Annotated in this window: 14 protein-coding genes and 1 CRISPR repeat array; of the genes, 11 read left to right on the top strand and 3 right to left on the bottom strand. The window is 47.0% G+C overall.

From position 1 onward, the window contains the following. Positions 1 to 106 precede the first annotated feature (106 nt). The 3 genes from gntU to gntR all read right to left on the bottom strand — a co-directional run bounded on the left by gntU (position 107) and on the right by gntR (position 3,293). On the bottom strand, positions 107 to 1,444 hold the full coding sequence (gene gntU, locus XPG1_RS02395; protein WP_045957664.1) for a gluconate transporter: 1,338 nt from the start codon (positions 1,442 to 1,444) through the stop codon (positions 107 to 109). A 7-nt stretch (positions 1,445 to 1,451) separates the two neighbouring features. Further along, on the bottom strand, positions 1,452 to 2,015 hold the full coding sequence (gene gntK, locus XPG1_RS02390; RefSeq protein WP_045957663.1) for a gluconokinase: 564 nt from the start codon (positions 2,013 to 2,015) through the stop codon (positions 1,452 to 1,454). A gap of 282 nt (positions 2,016 to 2,297) precedes the next feature. Then, complete coding sequence (gntR, locus tag XPG1_RS02385; RefSeq protein WP_045957662.1) at positions 2,298 to 3,293, bottom strand: gluconate operon transcriptional repressor GntR; 996 nt, start codon at positions 3,291 to 3,293, stop codon at positions 2,298 to 2,300. A gap of 312 nt (positions 3,294 to 3,605) precedes the next feature. Then, positions 3,606 to 4,183: direct repeats of the CRISPR family, unit length 29 nt; unit sequence GTGTTCCCCGTAAGCACGGGGATAAACCG. Between the two features lie 73 nt (positions 4,184 to 4,256). Here gntR and XPG1_RS02375 point away from each other — a divergent pair. From XPG1_RS02375 to cas1e, 11 genes are all read left to right on the top strand, one after another. Next, positions 4,257 to 5,393, top strand: coding sequence for an IS701 family transposase (locus XPG1_RS02375; RefSeq protein ID WP_045957660.1), 1,137 nt, complete (start codon positions 4,257 to 4,259; stop codon positions 5,391 to 5,393). Continuing rightward, on the top strand, positions 5,300 to 5,578 hold the full coding sequence (locus XPG1_RS18200) for a hypothetical protein (protein ID WP_157879421.1): 279 nt from the start codon (positions 5,300 to 5,302) through the stop codon (positions 5,576 to 5,578). The genes XPG1_RS02375 and XPG1_RS18200 overlap by 94 nt, the downstream gene beginning before the upstream one ends. 691 nt (positions 5,579 to 6,269) lie before the next feature. Continuing rightward, positions 6,270 to 6,569 (top strand): transposase, encoded by a 300-nt coding sequence (locus tag XPG1_RS02370; RefSeq protein ID WP_045957659.1) that lies wholly within the window; start codon positions 6,270 to 6,272, stop codon positions 6,567 to 6,569. Positions 6,570 to 6,775: 206 nt separating this feature from the next. Further along, the gene (locus XPG1_RS02365; protein ID WP_045957658.1) at positions 6,776 to 7,177 is read left to right on the top strand and encodes a bleomycin resistance protein; all 402 of its coding nucleotides are present in this window, start codon (positions 6,776 to 6,778) and stop codon (positions 7,175 to 7,177) included. A gap of 55 nt (positions 7,178 to 7,232) precedes the next feature. Next, positions 7,233 to 9,989: a CRISPR-associated helicase/endonuclease Cas3 gene (locus tag XPG1_RS02360; RefSeq protein ID WP_045957657.1), complete on the top strand. Its 2,757-nt coding sequence runs from the start codon at positions 7,233 to 7,235 to the stop codon at positions 9,987 to 9,989. Beyond that, on the top strand, positions 9,989 to 11,605 hold the full coding sequence (casA, locus tag XPG1_RS02355) for a type I-E CRISPR-associated protein Cse1/CasA (RefSeq protein ID WP_045957656.1): 1,617 nt from the start codon (positions 9,989 to 9,991) through the stop codon (positions 11,603 to 11,605). The genes XPG1_RS02360 and casA overlap by 1 nt, the downstream gene beginning before the upstream one ends. After that, positions 11,598 to 12,149: a type I-E CRISPR-associated protein Cse2/CasB gene (casB, locus tag XPG1_RS02350; RefSeq protein WP_045957655.1), complete on the top strand. Its 552-nt coding sequence runs from the start codon at positions 11,598 to 11,600 to the stop codon at positions 12,147 to 12,149. The genes casA and casB overlap by 8 nt, the downstream gene beginning before the upstream one ends. 50 nt (positions 12,150 to 12,199) lie before the next feature. Next, entirely contained in the window at positions 12,200 to 13,237 is a 1,038-nt protein-coding gene (cas7e, locus tag XPG1_RS02345) for a type I-E CRISPR-associated protein Cas7/Cse4/CasC (protein ID WP_045957654.1), read from the top strand. Between the two features lie 10 nt (positions 13,238 to 13,247). Continuing rightward, positions 13,248 to 14,015, top strand: a complete 768-nt coding sequence (gene cas5e, locus XPG1_RS02340; RefSeq protein ID WP_045957653.1) for a type I-E CRISPR-associated protein Cas5/CasD — start codon at positions 13,248 to 13,250, stop codon at positions 14,013 to 14,015. After that, positions 14,002 to 14,676 carry a type I-E CRISPR-associated protein Cas6/Cse3/CasE gene (gene cas6e / locus XPG1_RS02335; protein ID WP_045957652.1) on the top strand — a complete coding sequence of 225 codons (675 nt, stop codon included), beginning with the start codon at positions 14,002 to 14,004 and terminating at the stop codon, positions 14,674 to 14,676. Before cas5e ends, cas6e begins: the two co-directional genes overlap by 14 nt. Then, positions 14,676 to 15,596, top strand: a complete 921-nt coding sequence (gene cas1e / locus XPG1_RS02330) for a type I-E CRISPR-associated endonuclease Cas1e (RefSeq protein ID WP_045957651.1) — start codon at positions 14,676 to 14,678, stop codon at positions 15,594 to 15,596. The genes cas6e and cas1e overlap by 1 nt, the downstream gene beginning before the upstream one ends.

Here is a 15,596-nt window from a genome sequence, read left to right as displayed (position 1 = left end):
ATGGGCAGAAATACGTTTGATCCCGCCGCCAACCCATGTGGGTAGCGCGGAGGATCAGCGTGACATGGCATCTTTTATGGATAAGATGCCACCGAAAAAGGCTGTATCACAATATGGCAAAATAGATCATGCCAACAATCGCACCGGTTGTGCCAAGAATGGTTTCCATCATCGTCCAGGTTTTCAGGGTTTGTGCTTCTGTCGCACCCGTAAACTTACCAAACAACCAGAAACCGGAATCGTTCACATGGCTAAACACCAAAGAACCCCCGGCAATACACACGGACAATGCAGCCATTTGTGCCCCTGAGTAACCCAGTTCACCAATCACCGGCAGCACCAACCCAACCGTGGTCAGACACGCCACCGTCGCCGAACCTTGTATCACACGTACTGCGCCAGACAAAATAAAACACGCCAGCGCAATTGGCAGGCCAGCCCCGATCAAAGCATTCCCCAACGCAGGGCCAACCCCGGAATCGACCAACACTTGTTTGAAGACGCCGCCCGCCCCGGTTACCAGCAAGATAATTCCTGCCGGCTGGATCGCCGCTGAACACACATCCATGACTTTCTCTTTACTCATCCCCCGCCGGATTGCCAGCCCGTAAATGGCCACCAGACAAGCGATCAAAATCGCCGTGAAAGGATGACCGAGAAATTCCAACCAATGGTATAACGTGGCTTGTTGATCAACAAAACGGGCAGCAATGGTTTTCAATCCCACTAATACCAATGGGAACAGCACTAACGCCAGACTAAAACCAAAAGAAGGCATCTGGCTTTTGCCAATACTTGGTGTGCCGAGATCTTTAGGCAAATCCAGTGTCACATATTGACTGATAAAGTTACCGTATATCGGGCCAGCGAATAACATACCAGGTATTGCGGCACTCAGGCCGATCAAGATCATCCAGCCAAAATCGGCTCCCATCTGGGAAGCCAGCATCATCGGCGTTGGCCCTGGGACTAAAAACGCGGCGGCCGCGGCAACACCGGCAAACAAGGGAAGCGCCAGCTTGACAACATTGCCCCCCGTGCGACGTGCCACCGCAAACACCACACCGATCAACAATACGACTGCGACATCAAAAAACAACGGCAATGCACAGATCAACCCGGCAATACCTAATGCATAATTAGCCCGCTTTTCACCAAAGCAAGACAGCAACTTCACAGCAATTTGATCCAATGCCCCGGTTTCATGCAGGATCTTGCCAAACATTGCCCCAAGCGCCACAACAACGGCAAGAAAACCCAGCGTACCGGCCATGCCGTTTTGCATTGTCTGAGTGATTTTTTCCAGTGGCATACCAGAAAAAATGCCGGCTCCCATGGAAACCAGCATTAAGGCAATAAACGCGTGCATTCTGGCTTTCATCACCAGAAACAATAATAGAAGAACAGAACCGACGGCGGTCAGAACCAGAGTTACAGTGCTCATAATGCCCCTAGTTGAGTTGATCAATAGATCCTAGATGATCAATGGATTGAATATGTTCAATAGCTTTAATCGCATTTTTGATGACATCACCCAGCTCAGGTCTGATATCAATATGATGGATATCTTTTTCATCACCGCTCGGCTCTTCCAGTGTTTCAAATTGCGAGATCAGCATTTGCGGTCTGAAGAAGTGCCCTTTACGTGCTTTCAAACGGCACTCAATCAAATCAAAATCCCCTTTCAGATAGAGGAATGACAGGTTTGTATTGCCCTCACGCAACATATCCCGATAACTTTTTTTCAGAGCAGAACACACGAGTAAGGAGATACGATGGGTGCGCTGCATGGCAAAGATGGCGTCATTGAGTGCTTTCAACCACGGCTGACGATCATCATCATTGAGGGCACCACCCTGCGCCATTTTGGTAATATTGGTGCGAGGATGAAGGAAATCGCCATCCAGAAACGCCGCCCCCAATTGCTGGGCCACACCGTTGGCAACCACCGATTTACCGCTGCCGGATACCCCCATGAAGACAAAAACACGGTTTAGCTGTTGGGTATCACCCATATCAAACTCCTTTATGCAGATCTTACTGCTTCACTATCTCTATGACTTACCTGAAAAATAATGACTATGATTAACGTTTGCAGATTGACTACAAAAGATTACCCATAATAATGTTACCGGTAATGAATTTACCGGTAACATTAACAGCAGCGCAGGAAGGTGAGCAATCAATCAAGATTGACAAAAAAAGAAAATGTGAGGCTTATCGCACTTGAAGAGGGGAAAGCATCATTTTGATCTACAAAAATTAAACACTTGCCACTGAATAACCACGTTCACCTATCAAACGCTTTCGCCTAGTGAAAGTGTAAATCCGACATCGATCAACGTTTGCTCCAGCTTTTCGCCCCGCAAACGAGTCAGCAACGCTTCTGCTGCTTTGCGCCCCATTCGTTCACGCGGCGTCAGCACGCTGGCAAGTTTCGGCGTCATCACCTGACCGATATCGTGACCATGAAATCCGGCGATCGCAATGTCTTCCGGTACTTTTATCCCTTGTCGTTGGCACTCGAAAATCGCTCCGATAGCGATATCATCATTCGTACAAAATAGGCCATCCACTTCTGGATATTGCTGACAAGTTTCCTGTAAAAGCTGGGCGCCCAGTGAATAGGATGAACTGGCTAATGTCATCATTTTTCTCGGTTGCAGCCCGGCATCACGCATCGCCGTTTCAAACCCTTGCAAACGGATCAGCGTCCGCTCGTCCTGCCGAGCGCCGAGATAAATCACATTCTTACAGCCACGTTCAATCATCGTCACCGTCATCTGGCGAGCCGCTGCAAAATTATCGATCCCCACGGCAATATCCAGGCAAGGCGATACGCTGTCCATCAGCTCGACCACAGGAATACCGACTGTCTGCAACACTTTTAATGTCTTAGCAGTATGCATACGCTCCGCCAGGATCAGACCATCGATATGGTAAGAAAGCAGGGAAAGCAGGCGTTCTTCTTCTTTCTGGGCTGAATAACCATAGTGGGCAAGCATGGTTTGATAGCCATTGCGATCCGTCACCTGTTCGATACCACGGATAACCTCGGCAAAGACCTGGTTGGTCAATGAGGGCAGTAAAACACCTATTGCGCGACTGGTCGAGTTGGAAAGAATATCCGGCACACGATTGGGAATATAACCAAGTTGCTCCACCGCTTCCTCGATTCGTTTTCCCAATGCCTCAGAAACCTGATCCGGTTTACGTAAAAAACGGCTGACCGTCATTTTGGTGATCCCTACCAGGTCGGCAACATCCTGTAGAGATGGGCGTTTTTTTTTCATTTTAAATGCAATCAGTGATTAATAGGTGCAGATGAGTAGCTTGCGGTTTTAACACATTTATATAACATAAAAAGCCGCATAAGGCGCGGTCAGAATTTGAGTCGCTGCTATTTCTTCAGCATCAACGTCGCATTGACCACGATATTCGCCATAAAAAAGATGAGATTCAGGGAAATGGATAAAATGCGATCGGTAATACAAACCATAATTAGGGAAAAATAACCGCAATAATTTGACTAATTTATAAGCAAAAAAAGTGGTAGAATTTTTACCCCTTAAAAATTCATTACAAAACAGATAGATAAAATTAGAGTGTTCCCCGTAAGCACGGGGATAAACCGTGAGTAAAATTAATTTCGGATATGCGTTATAAGTGTTCCCCGTAAGCACGGGGATAAACCGTGAGTAAAATTAATTTCGGATATGCGTTATAAGTGTTCCCCGTAAGCACGGGGATAAACCGCAAATGTGCAAATCCCTGTCGCTGGTCAAGAAGTGTTCCCCGTAAGCACGGGGATAAACCGATAGGGTGGCGTTTCTCGTCCAGCCCGAGGAAGTGTTCCCCGTAAGCACGGGGATAAACCGGAAGAACGTAGGCATGAAATGGACAGATCGATGTGTTCCCCGTAAGCACGGGGATAAACCGTATGTGCTCAGCAAAAAAGACGCGACCGACGGGTGTTCCCCGTAAGCACGGGGATAAACCGGCGGCAGCATGATTAGATTATCAGCGACCAATGTGTTCCCCGTAAGCACGGGGATAAACCGTTTCCGTACTTATTCAGCTTAACGTTTTTAGGGTGTTCCCCGTAAGCACGGGGATAAACCGCAACCAATTCTGGCTGGTGATTAGATTTGGTAGTGTTCCCCGTAAGCACGGGGATAAACCGAACTAGTACTACAGCCGTAATCCATATTGTGCCATGATGGGGTTCTTCTTCCTCGAATCAAAGGTGGTGTCACATGCCATCCCCTGCCAAAATCTGGGAACAGGCGCTACAGGCATTACATGCCCGTCTGGCTCCCTTATTTCACTCTACCGGCCCGCGACAACGCAGCCTCGCCTATCTTCGGGGATTGCTCAGTGATGTTGAACGTAAGAATAGCTGGCAACTGGCTGAATGGATGGGGGAAAGTTCCCCCGATGGCATTCAATATTTGCTGGAACGCGCTGACTGGGATGTCGAGATGGCCCGCGATATCCTGCGGGATTATGTCACCGAACATTTGGGCGATGAACAGGGAGTTCTTATCCTTGATGAAACCGGTTTTATCAAAAAAGGGACCCATTCTGCCGGGGTACAGCGTCAGTATAGTGGGACCGCTGGACGGGTAGAAAACAGCCAGATAGGCGTCTTTCTATGTTACGCCGGCCACGGCGGGCATGCTTTTATTGACCGGGCCTTATACCTGCCCCGCCAATGGACCGATGACCGTGCCCGCTGTGAAGCCGCGGGTATCCCGGCCAGTGTCACGTTTGCAACGAAACCCCAGTTAGCCCGGCAGATGCTGGAACGGACATGGGATGCCGGCGTGCCCTGTCGCTGGGTGACCGCGGATGAAGTGTATGGCCGTGACCGTCGTCTGAGGGTCTGGCTGGAATCCCGATACCAACCCTTTGTGTTAGCCATTCCCTGCAATACCCCCTTATGGTGGCGAGGGCCAGAGTATATGCGTGCTGACCGGATTGCCGATACGTTGACTGCCGCTGACTGGAAAACACGGTCAGCGGGAACGGGAACAAAAGGTGAGCGTGAGTATGACTGGGCTGTTGTGCCATTATGGCGTTTACAGCTCAGTGAAGAGGAGCGGCGTTATGGTCATTATCTGTTGGTTCGCCGCAGCCGGGATAGTAGACAGGAACGGGCTTACTATGTGGTGTATGCCTTGCGAGAACAGGCGGATCTTAATACGCTGGTTCAGGTGGCGGGTTGTCGCTGGGAAATTGAAAGTGGCTTTAAGGAAATCAAAGGGAAATGTGGACTGGATCACTACGAAGTGCGGCGATGGCAGAGTTGGCACCGGCATATTACCTTGTCGTTACTGGCCCATGCAGTCCTCGCGGTTCTGCGGGTACAGGAGAAAAAAAAACACCGGTAGGTCGGGTTCCGCTCAGTGTAGCGGAACTCCGTAAGCTGCTGTCAAAACTGATGGAAAAAGCGGGAGAGACAATCGAACAGGTTTTACATTGGTCAGACTGGCGACGACGGCATCAATACCGGGCACAACAATGTCATTATCGTCGCCGGGGAAATCATCGGCTTACAGAACAATTACGGCTGTAGTACTAGAACACGCAAGAGCAGAGGCCATAAAAGTGTTCCCCATAAGTACGGGGATAAACCGACTGGAGATTGATAAAATCGCTGGAAAATGGGCAGAACAATTCGCACTGACAAAAAAATACAGCAGTTGTTCTTGATGATAATGGAGCTACTAATCTTTTTGCTTTATCTCTAACCTACAATATTTAGCGGGTCGCCAGTATAAACACCTACCTATTGCACTTATTGTATTAATCCAGCATCATATCTATATTCTCCGTAAATACGGAGATAAACCAGAGTTACTTTCACTTTCGGTAATTGTCAACCCAAGTTCCCCGTCGATACGGGGATAAATCAGGTGTCGAGCATATTTTAATTAATATTTGAACTTAAAATATTATTGTTATTGAACCCATTAGCTTGCGATAAAAGTCTAAAGAATTGTTCAGATAGCTGAATTCAACTCGATTAAAACACTATTTAAATAACAAATTCTAATATAATTGTCTTTAAAAGATAACAAAAATAGTATGTTCTCACCCAGTGGATAAATATTTACCCTGCCACTTGAATAAATGTAAATGTTTTCTATCCTTAAAAAAGAGAAAGGAGTTTCTTTTTCTTTCAAAAAATTAAAATAGCATAAAAAAAATTAATATCCACAAGATTAACCAGTCATTCCACAGAATCTAAAGAAGGAGCATAAATTATGAAACAGTATTCCATTAAACAAAAATCTGCTATCCAAAAAAAATTGCTCCCCCCTCACAACATCAGCGTTCCTTTTTTAGCTAAAACAGAGGGAATCTCTAAAACTACTCTGTATCGTTGGCGAAAAGAGGCATTAACATCAGCTCCAGACAACATCATAAACCAGCTCCAAAAAGAGAATAGATATCTGAAACGTAAACTCGCTTATAAAAGCAAAATTCGCTCAGTAAAAAACCATTGGAACACATTGATAAAAACACTCTTCACAATTTACTTCTTGATACGACAACTTTTTTAATTCTGTTTTTACCATAAAATAAATGTGATCTCGTTAACATATAAAACACAACCCTAATGAGGGTTCAATATAAAATAGTGTAACGTATCAGAATATGTAGCCAGTTCAACATAATTAACTCGTTTTTTAAATTAGAACGCAATTTGTCATACAGGAAAAAACGCGTGGACACGAAATCGACCACCAGGAACACCTATTGGAATCGCATGGTGCCGGAACTCACCGTGACTGATTTCGCAGCTTCATTCTATTTTTATCAAAAAATATTAGGGTTAGAAGTATTAATTCGAAGAGAAAAACCAGATTTTGCCTATCTAAGTTTCGGTGAGGCGCAATTAATGCTGGAAGCATTTCATGCCGATGGCTGGAATACCGGAGAACTCATCAAACCTTTAGGTCGAGGCATCAATTTACAAATTGAAGTTGATGATCTCACCCCCATTCTGACAAGTTTACAAAGACACAACATCGCGCTTTATCGCCCATTGGAAGATAACTATTACAATATAGGTGATGACGAAATCTGCCAGCGAGAATTTCTTGTTCAGGACCCGGATGGTTATTTACTTCGGTTCAGCCAATATATCGAAAATAAAAAATACCAATAGAAAATTATTCCATTAATGACAATCAACTTAACATTTGATTTTATATTAAAAAAATATGCCTGAGTTAATCAATAATCTGACTTACCTCACAGGATATTGGGGCAAAGCCAAAAAAAATCCCTATTCTGATGAAAACTACCATCTTCTGGCCTATCACTGTCTGGATGTCGCCGCTGTCGGCCAGTTATTATTAGCGCCACATAAAAAAATTACCCAAGATCTTGCGGATTTTTTGGCGCTCTCACCAGAATCCTTACAAAACTTATTTTCATTCTTTCTGGTGTTGCATGATATCGGCAAATTCGCCTCTGCATTTCAGCAATTATATTCTCCAGAAAATACCGATTTGATTAAACCTAAACAGCGTAAACCCTACGGTTCCCAATATTTCCGACATGATCGAATGGGGTTATATTTCTGGAATAAAATTCAGGACGATGTGTTGCTGGCTTTAGTTGGCGATCATGGCCTGCCAGGCGGTGAAAAAGTACCAAATATACCTGCACAGAAAACGCTGATGGTATTAATGCAGTGTATGCTCGGCCATCACGGTAAACCCATTGATGATAAGGATTGGGGAGCGATTACCGACTTTACGGAACCCCAAAATGTTGATGATGCAACCGCATTTATCCATGATCTGCTTAACCTTTTTCAACCTCATTTGCCATTGGAAAAATTACTGTCAAAGGAATGGCGACGTCATCTGCAACAGGTAAGCTGGCAACTTGCGGGTATCGTGGTACTGGCAGACTGGATAGGATCTGATAGTTATTACTTCCGTTATCAGACCAAAGCCCTCTCACTGGCAGAATATTGGCAGATTAGCCAGAAACAGGCACAAATGGCCCTGAATGGCATTGATATCCATCATTCCCCCGTGATATCGCCTTACACCTCAATTCAGGATTATTACCATTTCGCGCCAACCCCATTACAAAAGTGGGCGGAAGAAGTCCCAATTGATGACGCCCCACAACTTTTTATTTTGGAAGATGTCACCGGGGCGGGTAAAACAGAAGCCGCCCTGACTCTGACGCATCGCTTGATGCAGGCGGGTGCTGCAGATGGCTTCTATTTTGGCCTGCCGACAATGGCCACGTCCAACGCGATGTTGGACCGGATCGCCAAACACTATCATCAGATGTTCGATACCGAAAATGGCAAACTACCCAGTATCGTTCTCGCTCATGGCGCACGTGAAATGAATGACCATTTCCGTGACATTATTCTGACTTCCGAACATAACGACAGTGATTACACCAGAGACGATACCACCGCAACAGCGCAGTGCCATCAATGGCTGTCAGATTCGAATAAAAAAGCGTTACTGGCCTCAGTGGGTGTAGGGACTATCGATCAGGCGCTACTTGCGATTTTACCCAGAAAATACCAGTCACTCCGGCTGATTGGGCTAAATCGCAAGGTATTGATTTTCGATGAGGTTCATGCCGCAGATGAATACATGTTTACATTACTGAAAAGCTTATTAAGCCTGCATCTGCATCAAGGAGGCTCAGTCGTATTACTGACCGCTACGCTCTCTTTAAAACAGCGCCAGAAGTTGGTGGATACCTGGTTATCTGCCAGAGAAATACCCATACAGAAATTGCAGGAAACCGCCTTTCCATTGGCGACTCAGGTCACATTAGATCCAGCCAATCCTCTGATTGAAACCCCCTTGCTCAGCCGGGCGGATGTCAGCCGTACTGTCGCAGTAAAAACCGTGAATCATCTGGATGAATGTGTGCAACTCGCGCTGAATGCCGCTCAAAGCGGGCAATGCGTGGTGTGGATACGCAACTCCGTGGATGACGCGCTTCATGCTTTCCGCCTGATTCAGCCACAAATGGATAAACCGGAAAATTGCCTGCTATTCCACAGCCTCTTTATTTTGCATGACCGAAAAGCGATAGAAAATCGGGTACTGGCGACATTCGGTAAAAAAAGCACACGAGAACAACGGCAGGGAATTATCCTGATCACGACTCAGGTTTTTCAAGAAAGTCTCGATGCGGATACGGATGTCATGATCAGCGATATTTGCCCAATCGACGATCTGATCCAGCGGGTTGGCCGCTTGCACCGCCATACCCGCGATGCAAACGGCACATATCAGCAAGGCATCACCGATAGCCGGCTTCCCCCTGAGCTATATCTCCATGCCCCAGAATGGGACGATCATCCCAACGCAGATTGGCTGAGTAAAAATTTTCGCAATACCCAATATGTTTATCGTTCAGGTGGGCGTTTATGGCTTGGCTTGCGTGAGTTACGACGCCTGAAAGCAATTCGGATGCCAACCGAAGCCCGAACGTTGATCGAAGCGGTTTATGGGGAAGATGCCGATGAGCAAATCCCTGATGCGCTCAAACCCAAGGATAATGATGAGATGGCTAAAGCACAGGCCAAAGAGGCTATCGCGCGATCACAAGCACTGCGATGGCAGAGTGATGGATACAGTAAACGCAGTGCGCACGGCTGGTATGACGATAACGGCGATATCAATACCCGGTTTAGCGACATCGAAACGGTAAGCGTACTACTGGTCAGATTGACCGAAAGCGGTGAATTGATGCCGTGGATAAATGATGAAAAATTCCCCGTTCAACTCAGTACCATCAAGGTTGCAAAAAACAAATTTGCCGATAAGTTGCAACCTGTCCCTGAATCGCTTTCCCAGGCCGTGCAACGATTACAGGAAAAATTCAAATCTGTCAAATACCTACAAATTTGGTTACCTGAACATGACCCCAATTTTACTTATGATCCCAACATGGGTTTGTATGGACCCGCTCAGCAGGAGGCGTAATGAACCTTGTTAAAGACGCATGGCTGACTTTTAGCATGAGAGATGGCCGCAAGGAAAAATTGCCATTAGCGGCAATTTGTGATCCTGCCGTGATGGATTTTGCTCTGCCACGCGCCGATTTTCAGGGCGCAGCGTACCAACTGGCGATTGGCTTGCTGCAAACAGTTTTTGCCCCTGAAGATGACGAAGAATGGCATGAATGTTATGAGCAGCCTCCCACACAAGCCCGCTTACAAACGGCCTTTAATCGTGTGGAACATGCCTTTAATCTGACCGGTGATGGTCCGCTATTTATGCAGGATTTTGATTCGCTCGAGGGCGCAAAATCAACGGAGATTTCAGGATTACTGATCGAAGCGCCGGGCGCAAACACACTTAAACAGAATACCGATCACTTTATTAAACGCGGTCAGTGCGAGGTTATTTCCCCTGAAATGGCCGCTATCGCCCTGTTTACCCTACAGATCAATGCACCCGCGGGGGGAGTTGGACATCGCGTCGGATTACGGGGAGGTGGACCGCTGACAACATTGATTCAGCCACACACATGGGAAGCACCACTATGGCAAAAACTTTGGCTCAACGTGATTAATCGGGAACATTGGCGGTACGCCGATCCTGACCTCACGAGTGCCAGTGTTTTTCCGTGGTTAGGCAAAACGCAGACCAGCCAGAAACCCGGAACAGAAATTTATGCTCATAACGTGCATGAACTGCATATGTATTGGGCGATGCCACGGCGGATCCGGCTACAAATAGACGATAAACCTGCCATTTGCCAATTGACCGGGCAAGCAACTAACCGGTCTGTTTCTGGTTATCGCACCCAAAACTATGGCCATAATTATGCGGGTACATGGAAACATCCCTTAACCCCCTATCGATGGAATCCGAAAAAACCGAATGAAGAACACCTTTCCGTTAAAGGGCAACCCGGTGGTATCACCTACAAAATCTGGGATAGTCTGACGTTTTCCGATGATAAAAACGGTCAAGATGCGGCGCAGGTTGTCGACCATTTTTACCAACTCGTTAATTATCTTGCAGATAAACAGAGTACTACGCCACGATTATGGGTTTTTGGCTACGACATGGACAATATGAAAGCCCGTAGCTGGTACTCCACCTCTTTGCCCCTATTTTCTATCTCAATGGAGAGAAAGGACGCGATTTTCCGACGGGTAAAAACATTACACAGCCTTTCTGTTTATGCCCTGACACAGTGCCGTACCCAGATCAAAAGTGCCTGGTTTCATCGCCCCAATGACATTAAAGGCGATATGTCGTTTATTGACACTGCATTCTATCAACGTACCCAGGCTGCCTTCTTTACAGCGGTACAACAGATTGTCAGCAGCCCGCACGAAGCAGCCTCGTTATCAACACGCGAAGCCCAACACTGGCTTTATCAACTGAAAAACACGTGTTTTGATCTCTTTGATGAATACGTCCTGTCAGAAGAGTTCGATCCCAAACATCTCCCTAAAAAAATCGCGGCACGGCAGATCCTGACCAAATGGCTGATGATCGCCAAAGAGATCAAATCATTTATGGTAGAGCACAAAATAGAATTCAAATCATCCAAGCACAAAAAGAAGGAGGTTATCAATGAATAACCTAATCGAAGGTCGCTTACTACGCTGGTGGGAAAGCATGTTTTTATCCCTTTCAGCGTTACAGGAAAAAGGCATTATCCCTGCCCCCACACTCTATAAAGCGGAATTAAAGCGTTGCCAGGATATTGACGCAGTAGTGCTGACCGAAGGTTTTCGGGCTCTCTGGTTCAGTCTGCCTGAAGACATGACCACAGAGAACAAACAAGAAAATATGGTGCTGTGGGCGATGATTGCCATGACGCTGGTGTATGTGAAAACCGACACGACCGCGAATCTCGCCACCGCCGCCGGCACTAAAACTGATAATGACAAACCGATTGTCAGCCCAAACCGCTTTGCTCAATTGCAATCCGCCAAAACCCCCGAAGAATTCGTCACTCGTTTACGACGTATTTTGCAACAGCTAAAAGGCCAGGTTTCTGTGTTATCCCTCGCCAGAGATATTGAACAGTGGATGAAGGAACATCACCAGCCCAAATCACGCCGAGCTAACAAACGCCTCATCATACAATGGGCGATGGATTACCACAAAGCCGCTAATTAACACTAATGATTTTTTTATCCAGCATCACTTTTAACGATAAGGAATTTTAAATGAGCCAATTTATCCAACTGCATCTGTTAACCTCCTACCCACCAGCCAACCTGAACCGTGATGATCTGGGGCGACCAAAAACAGCCCAAATGGGTGGGTGTGAGCGATTAAGGATCAGTTCCCAGAGCCTGAAACGTCATTGGCGCATTTCCGATCTATTTCAGGATGCCCTGGCAGACCATCTTGGCTTTCGCACTAAACGTTTTGGCTTTCAGATTTATCAGCATTTATTGAATGGCGGCATTCAAGAGAAGCAAGCCACGGCATGGGCGGTCGCTATTGCAGAAGTCTTCGGCAAAAATAAAAAAGATGAACCGCTGGAAATTGAACAACTGGCTCATATCAGCCCGGCAGAAAAAGAAGCAACCTTTGCGCTGGCAGACAAACTGATTGCCGAAAATCGCGCCCCCACAAAAGAAGAACTCAATCTACTGGGCACCGAGAAAACCGCCGTGGATATTGCGCTGTTTGGGCGTATGCTGGCCTCCAGCCCGGCCTATAACATTGAGGCAGCGTGTCAAGTGGCCCATGCTATCAGTGTCCACAGTGTGATCGTTGACAGTGATTATTTTACCGCCGTCGACGATCTCAATAACGGTAAAAGTGATTCTGGCTCGGCTCATATCGGCGAAACGGGGTTTGCGGCTGCCTTGTTCTACAGCTATATCTGCATCAATAAATCGTTATTATTAGAAACCCTGTCCGGCAATGAATCACTGGCAAACAAAGCCATTGCTGCTTTGACTGAAGCCGCTGTCAAAATTGCCCCATCCGGCAAACAAAACAGCTTCGGTTCCCGCGCTTATGCCAGTTATGTGCTGGCAGAAAAAGGCGAATACCAACCTCGTTCCCTGTCTGTTGCATTTTTAAAACCGATTGACGGCGAAGATCAGGCTGCCGATGCCATCACCGCATTGGAACAACAGGTGGAAAACTTCGATAACGTTTATGGTGCTTGCGCTGCTACACGCTATCGCATCAACGCCGTGACTGGCGAGGGACGCTTTGCTGATCTGATTCAGTTCATCACTGCTTAAAGAGGCCAATATGAAAACTTACCTGGTCTTTCGCTTATATGGCCCGTTAGCCAGCTGGGGAGTGGAAGCGGTCGGGGAAAAACGGCCAACAGGCATTTATCCAACCCGTTCAGCTATCCTGGGGCTATTAGGTGCAGCGTTGGGTATCCGCCGTGATGACGAAACACAGCTTGCTGCGTTGCAGCAAAGTGTCAACATTGCCATCAAACAGATCATGGCTGGCTCGTTGATACAGGACTACCATACCACTCAAGTTCCCTCTCAAGATAAAAAACGATCTCATCGAACCCGAAAAAGTGAGTTGAATGATAAAGCGAATTTGAACACCGTCCTGTCATCACGGGATTATCGTACTGATGGTTTATGGATTATTGCGATTTCGTTGACGGAACAGGCCAGTTTTTCACTTTCCACCCTGCGGGATGCCTTGGTTAAACCCGTTTTTACGCTGAGTCTCGGACGAAAATCCTGCCCCCTTGCGCTACCGATGATGCCGAAACTCGCCAAGTATTCGTCACTAAAAACAGCACTGAATACCCTGTTCCCACCCTTAACCCAATCCGAAAAAGCGGATCGCTATTGGTTGAGCCATTATCACCACGATCACAATATAGTGAGTTATTTCTGGGAAGGGGACAAAGACGAGATCAATATTCCCGATAGCATCCTGTTCACCAGCCAACCCTGGGATGAACCACTATCACGCCACCGCTGGCAGTTTACACAACGTACGATGCATCAAATATCGATCACGGAGGAGCCTTATGTATCTGTCTAAAGTCACTTTACGCCCGTCTGCTTATCATATACAACCCCCGTCACGGCAGACGAAAAATGATGTTTACGCTTCCCATCAGCTTTTATGGCAACTGTTTACCGAGCAGAAAGAACGTCATTTTCTTTTCAGGGAGGAGATGAGTTTAAACGGCAGACCCGAATTTTTTGTCCTGTCTGCCACCTTACCCACGGTCAATACCTCACGGTTTCAGGTTCAAACCAAGCCTTTTACTCCTCAGTTACATCCTGGGCAGAAACTGGCCTTCAAACTCCGCGTCAATCCTACGGTTTGCATCACGGATAAACATTCAGGCAAACAGCAGCGCCATGATGTTTTGATGCATGCCAAACGTCAGGCACAAGCAGCTCACATTGGAGCGGATCAGATTGAATTATTGATGACCCAGGCCGCCCAAAGCTGGATACAGGATGAAAAACGGCTGGCGGGTTGGGGTATCCGGTTTGATTTCCCTCCCGATATTGAACGTTATACCCAACATCGCAGTTTCAAAGCCTCGGGTCAGAAAGTGGCATTTTCCAGTGTGGATTTTCAGGGGGTGTTCACCGTATCAGACAGCGAGCGTTTCCTTCATCAATACAGTCAAGGTTTTGGCCGAGCCAAATCCTTTGGTTGTGGGTTAATGCTGATAAGGACACTGTAATGGCATTTCTTCCATTAAAGCCCATTCCTATTAAGGACAGGAATTCGATGATCTTTATCGGCATGGGGCGTATTGATGTTAAAGATAATGCGTTTGTTGTCATTGATGAAGTCAACGGTGAACGTATGCATATTCCCGTTGGCTCTATCGCCTGCATAATGCTGGAGCCGGGCACTCGTATCAGTCATGCCGCCGTGAAACTGGCTTCAACAACGGGGACATTGCTGATTTGGGTAGGAGAAGCGGGAGTCAGACTCTACGCCGTCGGCCAGCCAGGCGGGGCGCGTTCAGACCGATTGCTTTATCAGGCCAAATTAGCGCTGGATGAGGATTTAAGGCTCAAAGTTGTCCGCAAAATGTTTGAATTGCGTTTTGGTGAACCGGCGCCCCAAAAACGCAATGTTGAACAACTCAGAGGCATTGAGGGCGCGCGTGTCAGAAAGACTTATCAAATTCTGGCAAAACAATATGGGGTAAAGTGGCATGGTCGTAATTATGATCATACCGATTGGGAGAAAGGCGATCCCATTAATCGCTGCATCAGCGCTGCAACCTCTTGTTTATATGGTATTACTGAAGCCGCCATTCTGGCGGCGGGTTATGCGCCAGCCATTGGTTTTCTGCACACCGGCAAACCCCTGTCATTTGTCTATGATATCGCGGACATCTTGAAATTTGATACCGTTGTTCCCATCGCGTTTAAAGTGGCGGCGACCAATAGCCTGACACCGGATAGGCAGGTCAGGATCGCCTGCCGCGAGAAATTCAGAACAGATCGCATTCTGAAACGCCTTATCCCCCTCATTGAAGAGGTTCTTGCCGCCGGCGAAATTTCTCCCCCACTCCCGCCTACGGATGCCCAACCACCCGCCATTCCCGAACCGATATCCATCGGTGATATCGGGCACAGGAGCCAATAA

The sequence above is a fragment of the Xenorhabdus poinarii G6 genome, from assembly GCF_000968175.1.
Lineage (GTDB): Bacteria > Pseudomonadota > Gammaproteobacteria > Enterobacterales > Enterobacteriaceae > Xenorhabdus > Xenorhabdus poinarii.
The sequence above is the reverse complement of the archived record's forward strand: the minus strand, read 5'-3'. Positions and strand labels throughout refer to the sequence as shown.